Origin of the sequence: Streptomyces flavovariabilis (assembly GCF_000725785.1) — a bacterium.
Taxonomy (GTDB): Bacteria; Actinomycetota; Actinomycetes; order Streptomycetales; family Streptomycetaceae; genus Streptomyces; species Streptomyces hawaiiensis.
On the sequence record NZ_JNXD01000016.1, the window covers coordinates 119,067 to 139,077 of the forward strand.

Below are 20,011 nucleotides of genomic sequence, written 5' to 3' on the forward strand. Positions count from 1 at the left end.
GTCACCGAGCTGGACCCGGACAACCCCAGGCACACCTGCGGGCCCGCCAGCGCCCCGGAGTCATCCGGGATCGAGACGCGAGGACCGGATGGCAGCCATACAGGAGGGCGACGCTCTCGGCCTGCTCGGCGAAGAGCTCGGCGCGCAGATCCAGCAGGAGTTCGGGGACGCGGCCCGCTTCTCGGGGCGCCCGGCGGCCTCGCCGCGCACGCTCGTCGACGTGTTCGAGGCGTCCGTGCGGTCGTATCCCGACGAGCCCGCCCTCGACGACGGCACGAGCAGTCTCACCTACCGCGCGCTGGCCGCGGAGGCGGAGCGGCTGCGACGGCGGCTCGCCTCCGCCGGAGTCGGGCTCGGGGACCGGGTGGGGGTCCGGGTCCCGTCCGGCACCAACGACCTCTACACCGCGATCCTCGCCGTGCTCGCGGCCGGTGCCGCGTACGTCCCCGTCGACGCCGAGGACCCCGACGAGCGGGCCGAGTTGGTGTTCGGGGAGGCGGACGTACGGGCCGTCATCACAGCCGGGCACGAGATCACCGTGCACGGCGCCGGCGAGACCCCCGCCGCACGCCCCGGCACCGGGCACGACGCGTGGATCATCTTCACCTCCGGCTCCACCGGGAAGCCCAAGGGCGTCGCCGTCTCACACCGCAGTGCCGCCGCGTTCGTGGACGCCGAGGCCACGCTGTTCTCGACCGAGGAGCCGCTCGGGCCGGGGGACCGGGTCATGGCGGGCCTGTCGGTGGCGTTCGACGCCTCCTGCGAGGAGATGTGGCTGGCATGGCGTACCGGTGCCTGCCTGGTGCCGGTGCCGCGTTCTCAGGTCAGGAGCGGCGCCGATCTCGGGCCCTGGCTGGTCGAGCAGGAGATCACCGTCGTGTCGACGGTGCCCACGCTCGCCGCGCTGTGGGAGCCGGAGACCCTCGACGACGTACGGCTGCTGATCTTCGGCGGTGAGGCCTGCCCGCCCGAGCTGGCCCAGCGGCTGGTGACCGAGGGGCGCGAGGTCTGGAACACGTACGGGCCGACCGAGGCGACCGTGGTGGCCTGCGCCTCGCTGATGAGCGGTCAGGAGCCGATCCGGATCGGGCTGCCCCTGGACGGCTGGGAACTCGCCGTCGTCGACGAGGCCGGCGAGCCCGTCCCCATGGGCGGCAGCGGGCAGCTCGTCATCGGAGGGGTCGGGCTGGCCCGGTATCTCGACCCGGAGAAGGACGCGGAGAAGTACGCGCCCCTTCAGTCCCTGGGGTGGGAGCGGGCGTACCGCAGCGGCGACCTCGTCAAGGCGGAGCCCGAGGGGCTGGTCTTCCTCGGGCGGGCCGACGAGCAGATCAAGCTCGGCGGACGGCGGATCGAGCTCGGTGAGGTCGACGCCGCGCTCCAGGGCCTGCCCGGGGTCGCCGGAGCCGCGGCCGCCGTGCGGACCGCTCGCAGCGGCAATCAGCTCCTCGTCGGGTACGTCGTCACCCAGGACGGGTGGGACCACGCTCTCGCCGTCGAGAAGCTGCGGGCCGAACTGCCCGCCGCGCTCGTGCCGTTGCTCGCGCCGGTCGAGGAGCTGCCGACCCGGACGTCGGGCAAGGTCGACCGGGACGCGCTGCCCTGGCCGCTGACGGACCTGGCGACGGACGGCCCCACGGAGCAGCTCTACGGCACCGAGGCCTGGCTCGCCGAGCAGTGGACCGAAGTGCTCGGCATCCCGGTCACCGGCGCCTGCGACGACTTCTTCGCGATCGGCGGCGGCAGCCTGTCCGCCGCCCAGCTCACCACCCGGCTGCGCGCCCGCTACCCGAGCGCGGCCGTCCTCGACCTCTACCAGCAGCCGGTGCTGCGCAAGCTGGCCCGCCGGCTCGAGAAGTCGGTGCGGGACGAAGAGGCCCGGCGCACGATCGCCCCGGTGCCGAGGCGCGCCCAGGTGATCCAACTGCTGCTCCTCGCCCCGTTGTTCACTCTCCTCGGCCTGCGCTGGACCGTGGCACTGGCCGCTCTCGGGAATCTGCTGCCCGCCTACGCGTGGCTGCCCACGGCCCCCTGGTGGCTCCTCGCGGTCGCCGCCGTCGCCCTGTTCAGCCCGCCGGGGCGGCTCGCCCTGGCCGCCGGCGGCGCACGACTGCTGCTCCGCGGCGTGAAGCCCGGCCGGTACGCACGCGGGGGCGGCGTACATCTGCGCCTGTGGACCGCCGAGCGGCTGGCCGAGTTCAGCGGGGCGACGTCGCTGACAGGGTCGTGGCTGGAGCGGTACGCGCGAGCGCTCGGCGCCAAGGTCGGCCCGGACGTCGACCTGCACTCGCTGCCGCCGGTCACCGGCATGCTCAAGCTGGGGCGGGGCGCTGCCGTGGAGTCCGAGGTGGACCTGTCCGGCTACTGGCTGGACGGCGACCGGCTGGAGATCGGCACGGTCAAGGTGGGCGCCCACGCCGTCGTCGGCACCCGCAGCGTGCTCTTCCCCGGCGCCCGGGTGGGCAAGCGGGCCGAGGTGGCGCCCGGTTCCGCGGTCGCCGGGCAGATTCCCACCGGCCAGCGGTGGGCGGGCGCGCCCGCGGTCAAGCTGGGCAAGGCCAAGCGCAACTGGCCCGGGGAACGGCCGCGGCGCGGGACGTACTGGAGCGTGCTGTACGGCCTCACCGGTCTTGCGCTGACCGCCCTCCCGGTGCTGGCGGGGCTGGCCGCGCTTCTCGTGGCCGGGGTCTTCGTCACGCCGGGCTCGGTCCTCCCGGGCGCGGTCCTGGCCGTCGTCCCGGCGACGCTCACCTATGGACTGACGTACGCGGTGCTGCTGCTGATCGCCGTACGGCTGCTGAGCCTGGGGCTGCGTGAGGGAACGCACCCGACACACAGCCGCATCGGATGGCAGGCCTGGACGGTCACGCAGCTGATGGACCGCTCGCGGGAGACGCTGTTCCCGCTGTACGCCGGACTGGTCACGCCGGTGTGGCTGCGGCTGCTCGGCATGCGGATCGGGCGCGGCGCCGAGGTGTCGACCGTGCTGGCACTGCCCAGCCTGACGACGGTCGGCGAGGGCGCGTTCCTGGCCGACGACACCCTGACCGCGCCGTACGAGCTCGGCGGTGGCTGGATGCGGATCGGGCGGGCCGAGATCGGCCGGCGGGCCTTCCTCGGGAATTCGGGGATGACGGCGCCGGGGCGGAGCGTGCCGGACGGCGGGCTGGTCGGCGTGCTGTCGGCGACACCCAAGAAGGCCAAGAAACACACGTCCTATCTGGGGCTGCCGCCGGTCAAGCTGCCGCGGGCCGCCGCCGACGGCGACCAGAGCCGTACGTACGAACCGCCGGCCCGGCTGCTGTGGGCGCGCGGTCTGGTGGAGCTGTGCCGGATCCTGCCGGTGTTCTGCTCGGCGGGTCTTGCGGTGCTGACGATCGCCGCACTGTGTGCCCTGGGGGCCTGGGCGCCGCTGCTGTCGGGGCTCGTACTGCTCGCGGCGGGAGGGTGCGCGGCCCTGGTGTCGATCGTCGCCAAGTGGGTGCTCGTGGGGCGGCACCGCAGCGGGGAGCATCCGCTGTGGTCCTCCTTCGTATGGCGCAACGAGCTCGCGGACACCTTCGTCGAGGTGCTCGCCGTGCCGTGGCTCGCGGGCGCGGTGCCGGGCACACCCGTGATGACGGCATGGCTGCGCGGTCTGGGCGCACGGATCGGCAGGGGCGTGTGGGTGGAGAGCTACTGGCTGCCCGAGACCGATCTGGTGACGCTCCAGGACGCCGCCACCGTGAACCGGGGCTGTGTCCTTCAGACGCACCTCTTCCACGACCGGATCTTGCGGACGGATACTGTGGTCCTCCGTGAGGGCGCGACGCTGGGCCCTGGCGGGATCGTCCTGCCCGGCAGCACGATCGGGGCCCGCACGACGCTGGGTCCCGCCTCGCTCGTCATGGCCGCGGAGTGCGTCCCCGACGACACCCGCTGGCTCGGCAACCCGATCGAGGCATGGCGCCCCTGAGGGCGGGCGACCCGGAGCCGGAGGGCGACGGACCGGCACGCAGGGTCAGCAGCGCAGCGCAGGGAGAAAAGACGGCAGTGGCAGTCCAGCAGACGGCGGGCGCGGACCCGTACTTTCCGGAGCACGGCGACCCCCGCTACCGGGTGCACCGGTACGAGCTCGCGCTGGACTACCGCCCGGGCCCGAACCGGCTGTCCGGGACGGCCCGCATCAACGCCATAGCGGGGCGGGCGCCGCTCACCGAGTTCGTGCTGAACCTGGCCGACTACAAGATCGGCCGGGTGCGGGTCGACGGACGGCAGCCGCACTACACCCACCGCGGCGGCAGACTGCGCCTCCGCCCGGCCAAGCCGGTGCGCGCCGGGGCGCCCTTCACGGTCGAGGTCCACTGGTCGGGCAACCCCGAGCCGGTGAACAGCCCCTGGGGCGGGCTCGGCTGGGAGGAGCTGGAGGACGGGGCGCTCGTGGCCAGCCAGCCGGTCGGGGCGCCGTCGTGGTACCCGTGCAACGACCGGCCCGCCGACAAGGCGTCGTACCAGCTCTCGATCACCACGCCGTCGGCGTACGCGGTGGTGGCCGGCGGACGTCTGCTGACCCGGACGACGAAGGCGAGCACCACCACCTGGGTGTACGAGCAGTCGGCGCCGACCTCCAGCTATCTGGTCGGCCTCGCGATCGGCAAGTACCAGACGGTGCTGCTGGGCGACCCGGGCCCGGGCGGGGTCCCGCAGCACGGGCACATCCCGGCGCAGCTGCTGGGCGACTTCTCGCGGGACTTCGCGCGTCAGCCGCAGATGATGGACGTGTTCCAGGAGCTGTTCGGGCCCTACCCGTTCGACGAGTACGCGGTCGTGGTGACCGAGGAGGAGCTCGACGTGCCCGTCGAGGCACAGGGGCTGTCGCTGTTCGGCGCCAACCATGTGGACGGGGCGCGGGGTTCGGAGCGGCTGGTGGCGCACGAGCTGGCGCACCAGTGGTTCGGCAACAGTGTGTCCATCGCCGACTGGCGGCACATCTGGCTGAACGAGGGGTTCGCGAAGTATGCGGAGTGGCTGTGGTCGGAGCGCTCGGGCGGGCGTACGGCGGAGCAATTCGCGGCCGCCGCACACCGGTTGCTGTCGTCGCTGCCGCAGGATCTGCGCTTGTCGGACCCGGGGCGCAAGTCGATGTTCGACGACCGGCTCTACGAACGCGGCGGACTCGTGCTGCACGCGGTGCGCCGCGCACTGGGCGACATCGCCTTCTTCCGCATGCTGCGCGGCTGGGGGCAACTGCACCGGGGCGGTACGGTCACGACCGCGGCCTTCACCTCGCACGTGGCGCGTTTCTCGACCGAGCCGGTGGACGAACTGCTGCAGGCGTGGATCCACGGGACGACGCTGCCGCCGCTGCCCGGGGCCGGGAGTCCGGCGGCGAGCTAGGACCCGCTCCTCGCGGCTCTCATCACGGCGCTCCCGACGGCGTCAGCGGGGGATGCCCGCGGCGTCCAGGTACTGGTGCATGACCTCTGTCGGGAGGCGGGGGTTGCCCAGGGCCCGGGTGGACAGTTCCGGGTCCTCGCAGCTCTCCAGGACGAGGTCGACCGGCAGGGCGGGGTGCGCGGCGGCCATGGCACGCACGCGTCTCTCGGGATCGGTGAGCAGCCGGACCACCACGGCGGCCGGTGCTCGCGTGTCGAGTCCCACCAGCCATCTCTTCTCCGGGTCCGGGTCATCGGCGAAGCGCCGGCCGGTGCCCGCACGCGGGAAGTTAGGGTGGCCGAGCAGGCCGCCTTTGGTGATGACCTTGCAGTCCAGGTAGGTCTGGAGCACGACCTCACCGTCGACGGCCGGCTGGTTCTCGCACAGGAGGAGCCGTACGGGGTAGTCGTCGTCCGCGGAGAGCAGTTCGACGGCGTCGGCGGGCAGGTGCGCACTGCAGGCGGCGCTGCGGCGCAGCAGGATGTGGGCGGACCGGGCGCATCGGCGCAGCACGTCGGGATCGGTGCAGCGGAGCACCCACTCGACGGGAGACAGTCGGTCGGCCGGGCTGATGGTGATGTCGACGGCGGCACGTTCGGTCTCCGTCAGCTCGGGCCGTACCGATACGGCCAGCCGGACGCTGTGCGCGTCGTCTTCGGCCAGCGGACGGACGATGTCGATGGCCACGTCGAGGTTGGCCGCCAGTTCGCGCCGGTCCGCCTCTTCGCCGCTTGCCGCGAGCCGCTCGGCGGTCGCCGTGCTCATGGCGCCGTAGCGGATCACCTCCTGCCGGTCGAAGGGGCCGAGGCCCGCGTCGAGCAGGAGGTCGGTGTAGCCGGCGTCGTCGCGGCAGGCCTGCATCATGGCTGCCCTGCGCACGTTCTCGTCGGCATCGTGGAGGAGACGGTTCCGGGTGTGTTCGGAGAGCTGGGGCCACTGGCGGCAGGCTGCCTGCCGGAGCTGCGCGTCCTGGTGGTCGGCGAGCCGGGCGACCAGGTCCGCAGCCGTGTACCGGCAGGTGGCCGCGCTCCGGCGGACCCGCGCCTCCTGGTCGGCGAGCAGGCGCTTCTGGGCGGACAGGGGGAGGGGCTCCACGGGGATGCGGAACCAGTCGGGTCCGTAGGCCAGAGCTTCGCGCACCCGTGTGTCGGGATCGTCGACGAGCCGGGCGCGTTGTTCCGGCGTCACCGAGGGGTTGGCCGCGAACGCCGACCGCAACCTGTGGTCGGGGTGCGCGACGATCGCGTCGACCACCTCGTCCGGCAGAGCGCGCCAAGCCAGCGCGTCCCAGGCGGCGATGGCTTCCTTGTGCAGCAGCCGGGTCAGTACCTCGACCGGTGCCGCCGGATTGCGCGCGATGGCGGCGATCGTCTCGCGGTCAGGACACATGTCGCACATGGCTCCCCCTGTTCGCCGGCGAATGACGCGGGCCCGCAGATTGTGCTCGTGCCGTGAACACGAGGTCAACGCAGTTGATCACTTCCGTCCGGGGCTGATCCGGTCCTCGTTCCCACAGCCGGGCTGTCCGGGCTGCCCGCACGGGGGTACTCGACGGTGCCGCCGGTCCGGTTCCGGCGCGCGGAGGCGCCAACGGGCCCTGGCCGCAGACGGTTTCGCAGGGCGCAGGAGTGGAGGGCGGATGACAGTCGACCTGGTGGGCTTCCTCGGCGTTGTGCTGGTGGCGTACTTGGTGCCGGGCCCCGACTTCCTCGTGGTGGTCAGATCGGCGGCCGAGGATCCCTCGAAAGGCAGAGCCGCGGCACTGGGCGCCCAGACCGGGCTGTGCGTGCACATGCTGGCCGCCGCGGCCGGCCTCTCGGTGATCGCCACCCGCTCACCCATGGTGTACGACGGGATCAAACTGATGGGGGCGGCCTACCTCGTGTATCTCGGTGTGCGGGCCGTACTGGCCGCACGCCGGGCCGCCCGGGAGAGGCGCAGCGCGAACGAGGTAGCGTCCCACGCCGCCCCGCAGGAGGGCAGGCCCGCCCAGGGACGCTTCCGGTCCGGCTTCACTCAGGGGTTCCTGACCAACCTGCTCAACCCCAAGGCCGCGTTGTTCTTCCTCAGCATCCTGCCGCAGTTCGTCGACGGCGACGGATCTCCGGCACGGCAGATCTTCTTCCTGGGCATGCTGGACGTCGTCATCGGCGTCGCCTATTGGTTCGCCCTCGTTGTCGTCGCCGCCCGGCTGCGAGCCCTGCTCGCCCGGCCGAAGGTCCGCCACCGCTGGGAACTGACCACCGGCTGGTTGTTCATCGCCATCGGCGTCACGGTCGCGACCGCCGCCTGAGCTCTCGACCCTGCTTGACCGTTTGACGGATTCAGCGGTGACCTTGCCGGGCAATGGGCTAAGAAATGTCATGAGCACGACTGCCCTTTCCCCACAAGGAGGTCGATCATGCACGTCCGTATGCTGACCGGCGGCCTCGCCGCTGCCTGTCTGATGTCCGTGTCCCTGACGGGTGGCCAGGCCGCTGCCGCCGCCCCCCGGACGGCGGATGCCCCTCTGGCCGCCCGTGTCCTGACCTACGACGCCGGCGGCTCCGCGGAGTTCAGGAGCGCCGTCGACCGGGGCGCGGCGATCTGGAACGAGAGTGTCGACACCGTCGAGCTGCGCCCGGCCGCAGCAGGACAACGAGCGAACATACGGGTTCTCGCGGACAACGGCTGGCCGCGCGCCCTGCCCACCACCCTGGGCAACGGCACCGTGTACATCGGGCGCCAGGCCGTCGGCCAGGGCTACGACACGATCCGCATCTCCTCGCACGAACTCGGGCACATCCTGGGTCTGCCGGACCGCAAGCCCGGTCCCTGCTCGAGCCTGATGTCGGGTTCCACCGCGGGTACTTCGTGCACGAACCCGTATCCGAACGCGGCGGAGAAGGCGGAGGTCGAGGGGAACTTCGGCAGCGCACTCGCCGGGCGGGCCCCGGCGGTGCGTACCGGGGTGATCGTGGACTGACGCGTGCGGTGCCACGGGTGAAGGCCCCGCTCCCTCGCTGACTCGCCCGCCTTCGATCGGTGGCGGCGAGCAGTCGCGACGACTCCCCTGCCACTTCGCCGGACGGCAGGGGAGCCGGCCCCTCTTCATGCCGGGCCGGCCCTGACCGGCGTGACACACGCCGGGGAACGCGTCACCGGCACCTCCGGCGGCAGCCGCACCTCAGCAACGCGTCCAGGGACGTGCGGCATCGTCACAGCCTCGGCCGCCTCGCCCGTTCCTCACGACCGGGCGTGAGGTGCTGCGGGACGGCAGCGCCCCGCAGCGCGAGGTCGGCCGGGCGCCGGGACGCGGCCGCCTGGTGCCCTCGGGTTCCATGACGCAGGGGTGGTCCGCGAGTGAGCGCAGGGCCGCCGTCGGGCCGTCGGTGGCCGGAGTCCCGACCGATCTCGCCAGGGTGACGTGCAAGGCGCCACCCTTGCCCCCTTCGCCCGGCCGGGCAGCTACGTGGTCCTGCCGTCCAAGCCAAACCGCGCCGGTCCTCCACCAGCCCCGCGTCCACCATGAGTCGGGCGGACCACGGGTGTTGTGCTCATCGGTGCCGGCTCCGGCTCCGGCTTCGGCTCCGGGTGATTCCGCACGTGAGCCCGCCAGGAGGCCCGCAGCGAAGGGCGCACCTCAGGGGGCGGCCGCGCAAGACCGGTGACATTGCCGGTCCCCGCGCGGTGGCCGGTCCCCGACAGTGGCACGGCCAGCCCGACGGCGGTGCCCACGGCAGGCACGCGGCAGACACCCCAGGTCCCGCGCGCCCGCGCCCGGCCACCCGCCACGACAGAGAGGACGACTCGTCGTGCAACTCCACCCCCACACCGACTCACCCATCCGCACCCGCGACACCCGCGGACGCCGAACCGGGCGCCGGGCCGGACGACTGGCCGGCGCCGCCGCGGCACTCGCCCTGGCCGTCGGCCTGGGGCCCCTGACGAGCCCGGGGGCCCACGCCGCGGACAACCCCTACGAGCGCGGCCCGGCCCCCACCACCTCCAGCATCGAGGCGTTGCGCGGCCCGTACGCCGTGTCGCAGACGTCCGTCTCCTCCCTGTCCGTCTCCGGATTCGGCGGCGGCACCATCTACTACCCGACGAGCACCAGCGACGGCACCTTCGGCGCGGTGGCCATCTCACCCGGCTACACCGCCTACGAGTCGTCCATCGCCTGGCTCGGACCGCGCCTGGCCTCGCAGGGCTTCGTGGTGTTCACCATCGACACCCTCACCACGCTCGACCAGCCCGACTCCCGCGGCCGTCAGCTGCTGGCCGCCCTGGACCACCTCACCCAGCGCAGCTCGGTGCGCGGCCGGGTCGACGCCTCTCGTCTCGGCGTCATGGGTCACTCGATGGGCGGCGGCGGCAGCCTGGAGGCCGCCAAGTCGCGTCCGTCCCTGCAGGCGGCGATCCCGCTGACCCCGTGGAACCTCGACAAGACCTGGCCCGAGGTCACCACGCCGACCCTGATCTTCGGAGCCGACGGAGACACCATCGCCCCGGTCGCCTCCCACGCCGAGCCCTTCTACTCAAGCCTGTCCTCCTCGCTTGACCGGGGCTACCTGGAGCTGAACTCGGCGACGCACTTCACACCCAACTCGTCGAACACGACGATCGCGAAGTACAGCGTTTCCTGGCTCAAGCGGTTCATCGACAATGACACCCGCTACGAGCAGTTCCTGTGCCCGCTGCCCCGGCCGAGCCTGACCATCGAGGAGTACCGGGGCAACTGCCCGCACGGTTCCTGACGTCCCGAGCCCCCGGCTGCACAGCGGCGGCAGCGAGGGGGGACCGGCGGCGGACGCGTGCGACGCGTCCGCCGCCGGTGGCGTGCCGGGGCACACGCGACACGGCCGGCCGCTGGGCCCCGGCACAGTCCGCCCACCGGCCGTACTCGGTCAATCCGCAGGTCGAGCCGCGGTTTTGCCCTCAGGGATACGCGGACGTCAGGCTTCCGGTCTTCCTTACGCGCAAGTAACCTCCGAGGGGTGACGGGAGACAGAAACAGGGTGCGGACGGCCCCCCGCGCAGGGAGCCGGAACGGCCGGGGCGCCGCCCGGTCGTCCGCCGGGTACCGCGGCCACGCCGAACTCGCGCGCGGCAGACGGCAGTTCTTCGACGGTCCGGTGGACGACGCGCGCGAGACCCTGCTGCTGGCCGCCTCCCTGCTGGCCGCCGGTGCCCCGGACCTGGCCGCGACCGCACGCCTCTGCGCGGCGGACGCCGCCTGGGCGTCGGGCGACGTCATGGTCTGTCTGACCGTCCTCGACGGCACGGACATCTCAGGGCGGGCAGGCGAGTACGCCGCACCGGGCGTCACCACAGCCGAGGTCCTGGCCGAGGAGGGTGGCGCCCCGGCGGCCGACGAATCCGGCGCCCCTGCAACCGGCGGGGGCCAGGCCCCCGCGGCGGTGCGAGACGCCGACGGCCCGCCGTCGTCCGACCCCGCAGAACTCACCGTTCCCCCTACGGAGGACGGGCAGCCGGAGCCCTCCGTCCCCGCCCGGGGGGCGGGGTGGGCACGCGACCCGTTCTTCCGGGACTACCGCGACGGCATGCGGGCCCTGCTGGCCCGGCGGCCGGAGCACGCCGCCGGGCCGCTGCGGCGCGTACTGGACCAGGCGCGCCGTGACGACCGGCCGGAGCGGCTCCTGCGCGCCGCGGCGGCGGCCTTGCTGCTCGGGGACGTCCACGCGGCCCGCACCGCCGGGGCCCGTGCCCTCGCGGCCGCCCGCAACGCGGAGTGCGTCGCGTCCGAAGCGCGCGCCCTGGAGTACCTGGCCTACGGCGAACTGCGCGCCGGCCGCCATGCGCAAGCGCGCGCCCACGCGGAGGAGGGCGTGTGCGCGGCGCTGACGGCCGGCCACCGCAACACCGCCGCGAGCCATCGTGCGATGCTCGCCCTGGCCGCTTCGATCGAGGGGGACACCGCCGCGGTCGCCGGGTACGCTTCGGCCGCCCTGGTCACCGCCCGTCGCCACGGCCTGGCCCAGGCCGCGACCCTGGCCGAGTGGGCCACCGCCCGCGCCGATCTGGCCCGCGGCCGCCCCCTGGACGCCGCCGACCGGCTCGGTCCGCTCGTCGGACCCGGCCCCCGGCGTGGTCACTTCGCCGTCTGGATGCTCGCCGTGCCCTGCTTCGTCGAGGCCGCGGTGCTCGCCGGGCAGCCGGAGAACGCCCGGGGGGTCGTCGAGGACCTCGCCCGGTGGGCGGCCTTCGGCGCCGATCCGCACGCGCCGGCCCAGCTCGCGCGCTGCCGTGCCCTGCTCGCCGTGGACGACCTCGAAGCCGACGGCCTCTACCTGCGGGCGCTCGCCCTGCACGACGGGTCGGGCGGCGACTTCGAGCGTGCCCGCACCGAGCTCCTGTACGGCCGGTGGCTGCGGCGGCGCCGCCGTCTGCGGGAGGCCCGTAGCCGGCTCGGAGCCGCCCTGGTCGCCTTCGAGCGCTGCGGCGCGGGGGCCTGGGCCGACCAGGCGCGCGGCGAGCTGCGCGCCAACGGAGCCGCGTCCGGGAAGGAGCCGACCGCGGGGCTCTCACGGCTGACGCCGCAGCAACTGCGTATCGCCCGCCACGTGGCCGAAGGCGCCACCAACAGGGAGGTGGCCCAGCGGCTGGCCGTCAGCACCCGCACGGTCGACTACCACCTGCGCAACGTCTTCGCCGCTCTCGGCGTGCGCTCCCGCGTCGAACTGGCCCGCATGGTCGGCCAAGAGCACCGCTGAGCCCCCGGAAATCTCAGCGTCCCGCGGAGAAGACGCCGCACGACTCTGGGGACCGACCGGACGGTATGCCATTCTTCCAAGCAGCACCACGCGGGTGACGACGGCCGTACGGCCGGCGCACCCGCCGGACGCCGCTACGCCCGGACGGCGCCGGGGCCGCCGGAAGGCCGAAGTCGGGGGAGGACCGCCATGCATCCTGCCGCACGCGCACGTACGACGTTCCGCAGCGGGCCCACACCTGTTCCGCAGCCGCGGTCGCGACGGATCCGGTCGCTGATCGACGCCGACGCGCTGCGCGTCCTGCACCGGGCCGCCCGCGTCCTGCTCGACGACCTGCCGGACCTGACCGACCGGCTGCTGGCGGTCCTGCGCGAGCAGGAACCGGCATACCGGATCGCGCTGGAGAACGACGACGCCGCCACGTGGCAGGAGGTGTACCGCTCGTTGCGGCACAGCGTGACCTCGCTGCTCGACCCGCGCGGCACCCGTGAGGCGGCCCACCGCTGCACCTGGCGGATCGGCGTCACCCGGGCCGAGCAGGGGCTGCCGCTGGACGCCCTGCTGCACGCGTTCCGGCTGGGCGGGTCGCTGGTGTGGCAGCGGCTGGTCGAGGAGACCACCCGCTCGGAACCCGAGGACATCCGGCTCCTCGTGCACGTGGCCACCGACGTGTGGAACTTCGTCGACGAGCACTGCACCCTCGTGGCGGACGCCTACCGGCAGGCCGAGCGGCAGCTTGCCTGGCGGCGCGAGAACAGGGTGCGCCTGCTGGCGGCGGCCCTCCTGGACGGCACGAGCCGGATCGCGGACCTGCCCGAGACCGCCGAGAGACTGTGCCTGCCGGAGCACGGCCGGTACGTCGTCGTCGCGGTCGCCGGCGGCAGGCCGCAGGACCCCCCGCTCGCCGAACGCGCGTACTGGCACTCAGGAGTGGACGTGAACTACGGCATCGTCCTGATCGGCGACGCGGGGGGCCGGGAGAGCGATGAGGACGACCACGACCCCACGGCGACGCCCGCCCTGACCGGCGACGGCCCGGCCGGATGCCGGATCGGCGTGGGCAGCGCCGTCACGGGACTCGCCGCCGTCGGTGACGCCCGGCGCCTGGCCGACCTGGCCCTCAGCATCTGCCCGCCCGAGGGGGGCACGGTCCGGCTCACCGAGCACCTGCCCGAGGCGCTGGTCGCCTCCCGCCCGGAGCTCGGCGCGACCCTCACCGAGCGGGTGCTCGGCCCCCTGCTGCGCCTGGAACCGGCCGACCGGGACGTACTGCTGGACACCCTGGTCGCTTGGTTCGCCTGCGAGGGCTCCGCCCAGCGCGCCGGTGAACGGCTGTACTGCCACCGCAACACCGTCCTGAACCGGCTGCGCCGCTGCGAACAGCTCATCGGCCGCTCCCTGGCACGCCCGCACGACGTGGTGGAGATCAGCCTCGCACTGACGGCGCGCCGACTGCTGCGCCGCTGACCGGACCTTCCACCGCTGCCGGCGCGCCTCCCCTGCGTCTCGCTGCCCCGGCCCACCGCCGCCACCGACCCGCCGACGTCCCGCGGCAGTGCGCACCCCGCCCGGCACCCTCCCGCGCCGCGCGTCCCCCGCCCCTGGGCAGCCGCACAATCCCCGGCGACCCGCGTTGGGACCACGCAGCCACCCGGCCCGAACACCTGTACCTTCCGCCCGCGCCCGTGCTGTCGTGAGCTGCCCTTCCACCCGAAACACCCGTGCCCGACGGCACGGACCCGAGGAGCCGTGATGCCCGAAGCACCACCGGACGATGAGCCCGCCCTGCATGTCGAGGGCCTCGACGTGACCTACGGCCGCGCCCTGTCCGCCCTTCGCTCCGTGTCCCTGACCGTCCCGCACGGCACGGTCGTCGCGCTGCTCGGCGCCAACGGCGCGGGCAAGACGACGTTGCTGCGGGCGGTGTCGGGCACGCTGCGCCTGCACCGCGGCGCGGTCACGGCCGGCCGCATCCGCTACGGCGCGACGGAACTCGACGGGCGCGACCCGGTCACCGCGGTGCGCGCCGGAGTCGTCCAGGTCCCCGAGGGGCGCCGGGTGTTCGCCGGGCTCACCGTCGACGAGAACCTGCGCTCCGGCGGCCTCGGCCTCGGGCGGCGCCGCCCGGACCAGGTCGCCGAGGCCCGGGAGCGGGTCTTCACGCTTTTCCCGCGCCTCGCCGAACGCACCCGGCAGGCTGCGGGGCTGCTCTCCGGTGGCGAGCAGCAGATGCTCGCCATCGGCCGGGCCCTCATGGCCGCGCCCCGCCTGCTCCTGCTCGACGAGCCCTCCCTGGGCCTCGCCCCGCAGATGGTCCACCGGATCGCCGAGGTCGTCCGCGAGATCAACGCCCAGGGCACCGCCGTCCTGCTCGTCGAACAGAACGCGGGCATGGCGCTGTCCCTTGCCGACACCGCCCACGTCCTGGAGGTCGGCGAGGTCCGGCTCTCCGGCCCCGCCGGCGAACTCGCCCGCACGGACGCCGTGAAGCGGCTGTACCTGGGTGAGACCACCGAAGAAGGGACCGAGACCGCGCAGAGAACCGGAACCACCGAGGGGCAGGGAGCCGCGTGACCGTCCGCACCACCGCACCGCCCGCACTGACCGTGACGGACGTGACCGTCCGGTTCGCCGGGCTCACCGCCCTGGACGCGGTGTCCTTCACCGTCGCCCCGGGCTCCGTCCACGCCCTCATCGGACCCAACGGAGCGGGCAAGTCCACCTGCTTCAACGTGCTGTCGGGTCTGTGCCGCCCGGCCGCGGGCACCGTACGGCTCGGGGACGCCGACCTGACCCGGCTGGCCCCGCACCGCATCGCCGCCCTCGGCGTGGCCCGCACCTTCCAGAACATCGTCACCACGCAGGGCACGGTCGCCGACAACCTGATGCTCGGCCGCCACGCCCTGTCCAGGACCGGGTTCGCCGCCAGCGCGCTGCGCCTGCCGCACGCACGGCGCGAACAACGCGAACACCTCGGCCGGGCCCGCGAGATCGCCGAACTCACCGGCCTCGCACACCACTTCGACCGCCCTGTCGCCCTGCTCTCTTACGGCGACCGCAAGCGGGTGGAGTTCGCCCGCGCGCTCTGCCTGGAGCCCAGCGTCCTGCTGCTGGACGAGCCGGTCGCCGGGATGAACGCGGCCGAACGCGCACGCACGGTCGAGGTCGTGCACACCGTACGCGCCGAACTCGGCCTGTCCGTCGTGCTGGTGGAGCACGACATGAGCCTGGTGATGCGGCTCGCCGACGAGGTCACCGTCCTCGACTTCGGCCGTGCCATCGCCCACGGCACCCCGGACGAGGTCCGCCGCGACCCGGAGGTGCTGCGCGCCTACCTCGGCACCGGCGCCGAACAGGAGGACGCGGCATGACCACCCTCCTGGACAACGTCTTCAACGGCCTCGCCCTCGGCGCGGTCTACGCCCTGGTCGCCCTCGGCTTCGTCATCATCTTCAAGGCCTCCGGCGTCATGAACTTCGCCCACGGCTCCCTGCTCCTGCTCGGCGGCTACCTCACCGCCGTCCTCCACGACGACCTCGGCTTCGCCGGGGCCCTCGCGGTGTCCGTCCTGGTGACGGCGGCCGTGGCCGGAGCCATGGACCGCTTCCTGCTCCAGGCCGGCGGGCCGGACCCGCACACCGCCCATGTGCAGACCATCGTCACCATCGGCGTCGACATCCTCATCCTCACCGACCTGTCGCGGCGCATCGGCGGTGACCTGCTCTCCCTCGGCGACCCCTGGGGCGACGCGGTCAGCGGGCTGGGGCCGGTGACCGTCGCGGACAGCCGTATCGCCGCGATCGTGGTCTCCACCGTGGTCATAGCCGGCGTCTTCGCTCTCTTCCGGTACACCTCCTGGGGCCTGTCGCTGCGTGCCGCGGCCGAGGACGTCGAGGCGGCCTCCCTGATGGGCGTACGACTGGTGCGCATCCGCATGCTGGCCTGGTGCCTGGCGGGAGCGCTGGCCGCCCTGGCGGCGGTCTTCCTCGCCGCGTTCCCCGCGCCCGGCCTGGAGCGCACCACCGGGCAGATCGCCCTGAAGGCGTTCCCGGCGGCGATCCTCGGCGGCATGGCCTCGCCGCCCGGCGCCCTCGCGGGCAGTCTGCTGATCGGCATGACCGAGGCGCTCGTCGCGGGCTACCAGTCCGACCTGCACATCCTGGGCGAGGGCTTCGGCGACGTCGCTCCCTACGCGGTGATGGTGCTGGTTCTGCTGGTGCGGCCGACCGGGCTGTTCGGCGGAAAGGCGGCGGTCCGTGTCTGAGCGACTCTCCCGCGCCCGCGCGATCCGTCTGGCCTGGACCGTCGCGACCGTCACCGTCCTGTGCGCGCTGCCCTTCTACCTCGACGCGTTCTGGCTGCGCATCGGACTGTTCTCGATGGCGGCGGCCGTCGGAGCGGTGGGCCTGGGCCTGCTGTCCGGGACGGCCGGCCAACTCTCCCTCGGTCATGCGTTCTTCCTGGCCGTGGGCGCCTACGGCTACGTCTGGCTGGCCGGTGAGCCGGGCCCGGGCCTGCCCACCGCGGTGGCCGCCGTGCTCGCGGTCCTGCTCGCCGGAGCGGCCGGCGGGCTCTTCAGCCCTGTCGCCGGCCGGGTGCGCGGCATCTACCTGGGCGTCGCCACCCTGGCCCTGGTCTTCCTCGGGCACCATGTCCTGCTGACCGCCGACTCGGTCACGGGCGGATTCAACGGCCGTTCGGTGCCGCCGCTGGAACTGGGCGGCTTCTCCTTCTCCGCGGATTCCGAACTGACCCTGCTGGGCGTGCCCTTCGGCGCCGAGGAACGGCTCTGGTACCTGGGACTCGCCCTGCTCGCGGTCACCTGGTTCACCGCCCGCGGACTGCTCCGCGGCCGCCCCGGACGCGCCCTGGCGGCCCTGCGGGACAGCGAAACCGCGGCCGCCGTCATGGGCGTGGACGTCTCCCGTCACCGCTCCGCGGCCTTCGTCGTCTCATCGATGTACGCGGGCCTCGCCGGGGTGATGCTCGCCCTCTCCTTCCGCCGCGTGGTACCCGACTACTTCGGCCTCGTGCTGTCGGTCGACTACCTCGCCATGATCGTCATCGGCGGGCTGGGATCGGTCGCCGGAGCCACCGCAGGCGCCGTCTTCGTCACCGCGCTGCCCCTGCTGATGACCCGTTACGCCGACCAGCTCCCCCTGGTGGCCGCCCCGGGCACCACGGACGGCACGGTCGGCCCCACCGAGGCCGCCCGCTACCTCTACGGTGCCGCGATCGTCCTCATCCTCCTCTTCGCCCCCGACGGCCTGCACGGCCTGGTCCGCCGCCTGCGCGCCCGCCTGCGAAGCCGCCGCGCCTCCCCACCACCCACGAACACCACCTCCCCGTCCCTCCCGCCCACGCCGGCCGTACCAGCCAAGGAGCCCACCCCGTGAAGCCCACGCACCCCACCGCACCGCGCACCAAGACGCTTCTGGCCACCGCCCTGGCGGCCGTGCTGCTCGCGGGCACCGGATGCAGTTCCAAGGCCGGCTCCTCCGGGAGCACCGACGACGGCGCCGACGGCATCAAGGCCGGGCCCGGCGTCACCGACAAGACCATCAGACTCGGTGCCTTGACGGATCTCACCGGCCCCTACGCGACCCTCGGCAAGAGCATCGTGCAGGCCCAGCAGATGTGGGCGGACGAGGTCAACGCCCGCGGCGGCATCTGCGACCGGCGCATCGAGATCGTCGTCAAGGACCACGGCTACGACGTCCAGAAGGCCGTCACCGCCTACGCCGACCTCTCCGCGGACGTCGTGGCGCTGCCCCAGGTCATAGGTTCGCCCGTGATGGCCGCGCTGCTCGACGACATCGAGCGGGACAAGGTGCTCACCTTCCCGCAGGCCTGGGCCGCCTCCCTGCTCGACCGGGACTCGGTCCAAGTCCTGGGTACCACCTACGACATCGACATGATCGCCGCGGTCGACTTCCTCACCCGCAGCAAGAAACTCGCGAAGGGCGACACGATAGGTCACGTCTACTTCGAGGGCGACTACGGCGCGAACGCGCTCGAGGGCTCACAATGGGCCGCCAAGAAGGCCGGCCTGAAAATCGCCGGCCAGAAGATCAAGGCGACGGACACCGACCTGTCCGCGCAGGTCTCGGCCCTGCGCAAGGAGGGCGTCAAGGCGATCCTGATCAGCGCCGGACCGGCCCAGACGGCCTCACTGGTCGGGGTCGCGGCCTCCCGGGGCCTGAAGGTGCCCGTCGTCAGCAGCGCCCCCGGCTACGCCCCGCAGCTGATGAAGACACCGGCCGCCCCCGCCCTGGCGGCCATGCTGAACGTGGTCAGCGCCGCGCCCGCGGTCAGCTCCGACCTGGCCGGAGTGCGCAAGATGGTCGCCTCCTACAAGAAGAAGTACCCGGACTCCCTCGTCGACTCAGGCGTCCTCTCCGGCTACAACGCCGCCCGCCTGATGGGCCGCGACCTGGAGAAGGCCTGCGAGAACGGCAGCCTGGCCCGCGAGGACGTGGTCAAGGCACACCGCTCCCAGTCCGGCGTCGATGTCGGCCTCGGCACCGCGCAGAACTTCTCCGACAAGGCGCAGCCCGCGAGCACGTCGACCTACGTGCACAAGCCGGACGCCAAGGCCGTGGGAGCCGCGGTGAACGTGGAAGACGCCCACACCGCGCCAGGCGTCAAGCAGTACCTCGTTTCCCGCACTCGGTGACACCGGGATCCGCCCAGGACCGGTCCGTGATCGCCGACCCCGCGGCGCGGGCCCGGCCCTGAGGAGCGGCAGCGTTTCACGGCTGAGCCGCCCGGCTCAGCCGAACCGCAGGATGCGAGGGGCGAAGGTGTTCTCGGGCCCGGTGGCGCGGCCGACCGACCACACCGACGCCGTGCCCGGCACCGGCGCAAGCCGCAGCGTCCGGGAGTCTCCCTCCCCGGTCACCGCCGGTTCGCTGTACTCGGCGAACGACTGTCCGTTCCAGGCGAGGAAATCCGGCCCGGGGACGAACGGTGGAGAGCTGCCCGGCGGGCCCCACTTCTGCGAGTTGGCCACCGAGACCCATCCCAACTCGCCGGACGGGGCGGGCACCAGAGACGTGATCCCGCCGAAGTCGGCGGGCACGCTCACCCGGTTCCACGTCTGCCCGTCGAAGCGGACCAGCAGGGGTGGGATCGGCCGGCCCACCGGTCCGCCGACGAACCCGGCCGAGCCACCCGCCCACACCTCCGTCGGCGAGACCGCCAGCACACTGCCGACGGCCGACCGCGGGAACCCGTTCACGATGGTCTGCTGCCACGCCTGCCCGTCCCAGTGCGACACGGCCGCGCCCGACGCGGTTTCGCCCGCCGCCCAGACGTCGTCGGCGGCCAGGATGTGCAGGCCGTACACGGCTCCCGGCGGCGCCGGTACGTCCTGCCAGCCGCTCCCGTCCCGGCGCAGCAACACCTGCGCGCCGTCCCGCGAACCGATCAGCCAGGTCTCACCGCCGCCGCTGACGACTTCGGTCAGCAGCACACCGCGCGGCGGCCGGCTCTCCGACCAGGCGCTGCCGTCGTAGCGGAGCAGGTGGGCGCTGCCCGCCGAGTCGCGGCCGACCGCCCAGACGGCGGTCGGTGACGTCCCGGCGACGGACAACAGCTCTCCCTGCCAGCCGGTCCCGGGCAGACTCTGGCGCTGCCACGCGGCTCCGTCCCAGCGCAGCAGCAGCGGGAAGCCCGGCGCCTCACGACCGACGGCGTCGGCGCCCACCGCCCAGGCCCTCTCCGGCCCGAACGCCACCGCCTCGTTCAGCCCGGCCTGGGGACGTACCTGTGCCGGGAGGGGAACGTGTTGCCAGGACTGCGTTTGCGCCGCGGCCGAGCTCATGCCGGCCAGGACGGTCATGGCGACGGCGAGGATCGCGACGAGAAGTCTGTGTGCCATG

General features: G+C 73.3%; 13 protein-coding genes and 1 pseudogene. 12 read left to right on the plus strand and 2 right to left on the minus strand.

Features of this window, described 5'->3' with window-relative positions; translation table 11 throughout:
• Positions 1-88 precede the first annotated feature (88 nt).
• Both IO24_RS0126665 and IO24_RS0126670 read left to right on the plus strand, forming a co-directional pair.
• On the plus strand, positions 89-3,955 hold the full coding sequence (locus tag IO24_RS0126665) for a Pls/PosA family non-ribosomal peptide synthetase (protein ID WP_031139726.1): 3,867 nt from the start codon (positions 89-91) through the stop codon (positions 3,953-3,955).
• Positions 3,956-4,032: 77 nt separating this feature from the next.
• Complete coding sequence (locus IO24_RS0126670) at positions 4,033-5,376, plus strand: M1 family metallopeptidase (protein WP_031139728.1); 1,344 nt, start codon at positions 4,033-4,035, stop codon at positions 5,374-5,376.
• A gap of 42 nt (positions 5,377-5,418) precedes the next feature.
• Here the strand turns inward: IO24_RS0126670 and IO24_RS0126675 are convergent, their stop codons facing one another.
• Complete coding sequence (locus tag IO24_RS0126675) at positions 5,419-6,804, minus strand: hypothetical protein (protein WP_031139730.1); 1,386 nt, start codon at positions 6,802-6,804, stop codon at positions 5,419-5,421.
• Between the two features lie 250 nt (positions 6,805-7,054).
• On the opposite strand from IO24_RS0126675, the gene IO24_RS0126680 reads away from it, so the two are divergent.
• From IO24_RS0126680 to IO24_RS0126725, 10 genes and pseudogenes are all read left to right on the plus strand, one after another.
• Positions 7,055-7,708, plus strand: coding sequence for a LysE family translocator (locus IO24_RS0126680; RefSeq protein WP_031139732.1), 654 nt, complete (start codon positions 7,055-7,057; stop codon positions 7,706-7,708).
• Positions 7,709-7,816: 108 nt separating this feature from the next.
• Positions 7,817-8,380, plus strand: coding sequence for a snapalysin family zinc-dependent metalloprotease (locus IO24_RS0126685; protein ID WP_031139735.1), 564 nt, complete (start codon positions 7,817-7,819; stop codon positions 8,378-8,380).
• A gap of 829 nt (positions 8,381-9,209) precedes the next feature.
• The gene (bdeA, locus tag IO24_RS0126690) at positions 9,210-10,151 is read left to right on the plus strand and encodes a bis(hydroxyethyl) terephthalate hydrolase (protein WP_031139737.1); all 942 of its coding nucleotides are present in this window, start codon (positions 9,210-9,212) and stop codon (positions 10,149-10,151) included.
• A gap of 714 nt (positions 10,152-10,865) precedes the next feature.
• A pseudogene (locus IO24_RS0126695) lies at positions 10,866-12,128 on the plus strand (LuxR C-terminal-related transcriptional regulator); the annotation flags it as partial.
• Positions 12,129-12,317: 189 nt separating this feature from the next.
• Positions 12,318-13,595: a PucR family transcriptional regulator gene (locus IO24_RS0126700; RefSeq protein ID WP_031139741.1), complete on the plus strand. Its 1,278-nt coding sequence runs from the start codon at positions 12,318-12,320 to the stop codon at positions 13,593-13,595.
• Between the two features lie 285 nt (positions 13,596-13,880).
• The gene (locus tag IO24_RS0126705) at positions 13,881-14,702 is read left to right on the plus strand and encodes an ABC transporter ATP-binding protein (protein ID WP_037668482.1); all 822 of its coding nucleotides are present in this window, start codon (positions 13,881-13,883) and stop codon (positions 14,700-14,702) included.
• Positions 14,699-15,499, plus strand: a complete 801-nt coding sequence (locus IO24_RS0126710) for an ABC transporter ATP-binding protein (protein ID WP_031139745.1) — start codon at positions 14,699-14,701, stop codon at positions 15,497-15,499. The genes IO24_RS0126705 and IO24_RS0126710 overlap by 4 nt, the downstream gene beginning before the upstream one ends.
• Positions 15,496-16,392 carry a branched-chain amino acid ABC transporter permease gene (locus tag IO24_RS0126715; protein ID WP_031139747.1) on the plus strand — a complete coding sequence of 299 codons (897 nt, stop codon included), beginning with the start codon at positions 15,496-15,498 and terminating at the stop codon, positions 16,390-16,392. The genes IO24_RS0126710 and IO24_RS0126715 overlap by 4 nt, the downstream gene beginning before the upstream one ends.
• Positions 16,385-17,524 carry a branched-chain amino acid ABC transporter permease gene (locus IO24_RS0126720; protein WP_031139749.1) on the plus strand — a complete coding sequence of 380 codons (1,140 nt, stop codon included), beginning with the start codon at positions 16,385-16,387 and terminating at the stop codon, positions 17,522-17,524. The genes IO24_RS0126715 and IO24_RS0126720 overlap by 8 nt, the downstream gene beginning before the upstream one ends.
• Positions 17,521-18,804 (plus strand): ABC transporter substrate-binding protein, encoded by a 1,284-nt coding sequence (locus tag IO24_RS0126725; protein ID WP_031139751.1) that lies wholly within the window; start codon positions 17,521-17,523, stop codon positions 18,802-18,804. The genes IO24_RS0126720 and IO24_RS0126725 overlap by 4 nt, the downstream gene beginning before the upstream one ends.
• A 96-nt stretch (positions 18,805-18,900) precedes the next feature.
• On the opposite strand, the gene IO24_RS0126730 is transcribed toward IO24_RS0126725, so the two are convergent.
• Complete coding sequence (locus tag IO24_RS0126730; protein ID WP_031139753.1) at positions 18,901-20,010, minus strand: beta propeller repeat protein; 1,110 nt, start codon at positions 20,008-20,010, stop codon at positions 18,901-18,903.
• Position 20,011: the final 1 nt, after the last annotated feature.

Excerpts from the sequence above, each read along its gene's own strand:
- IO24_RS0126665 (WP_031139726.1), top strand. The coding sequence starts at position 89 with ATGGCAGCCATACAGGAGGGCGACGCTCTCGGCCTGCTCGGCGAAGAG.
- IO24_RS0126675 (WP_031139730.1), bottom strand. The coding sequence starts at position 6,804 with ATGTGTCCTGACCGCGAGACGATCGCCGCCATCGCGCGCAATCCGGCG.
- IO24_RS0126680 (WP_031139732.1), top strand. The coding sequence starts at position 7,055 with ATGACAGTCGACCTGGTGGGCTTCCTCGGCGTTGTGCTGGTGGCGTAC.
- IO24_RS0126685 (WP_031139735.1), top strand. The coding sequence starts at position 7,817 with ATGCACGTCCGTATGCTGACCGGCGGCCTCGCCGCTGCCTGTCTGATG.
- IO24_RS0126700 (WP_031139741.1), top strand. The coding sequence starts at position 12,318 with ATGCATCCTGCCGCACGCGCACGTACGACGTTCCGCAGCGGGCCCACA.
- IO24_RS0126705 (WP_037668482.1), top strand. The coding sequence starts at position 13,881 with ATGCCCGAAGCACCACCGGACGATGAGCCCGCCCTGCATGTCGAGGGC.
- IO24_RS0126715 (WP_031139747.1), top strand. The coding sequence starts at position 15,496 with ATGACCACCCTCCTGGACAACGTCTTCAACGGCCTCGCCCTCGGCGCG.
- IO24_RS0126730 (WP_031139753.1), bottom strand. The coding sequence starts at position 20,010 with ATGGCACACAGACTTCTCGTCGCGATCCTCGCCGTCGCCATGACCGTC.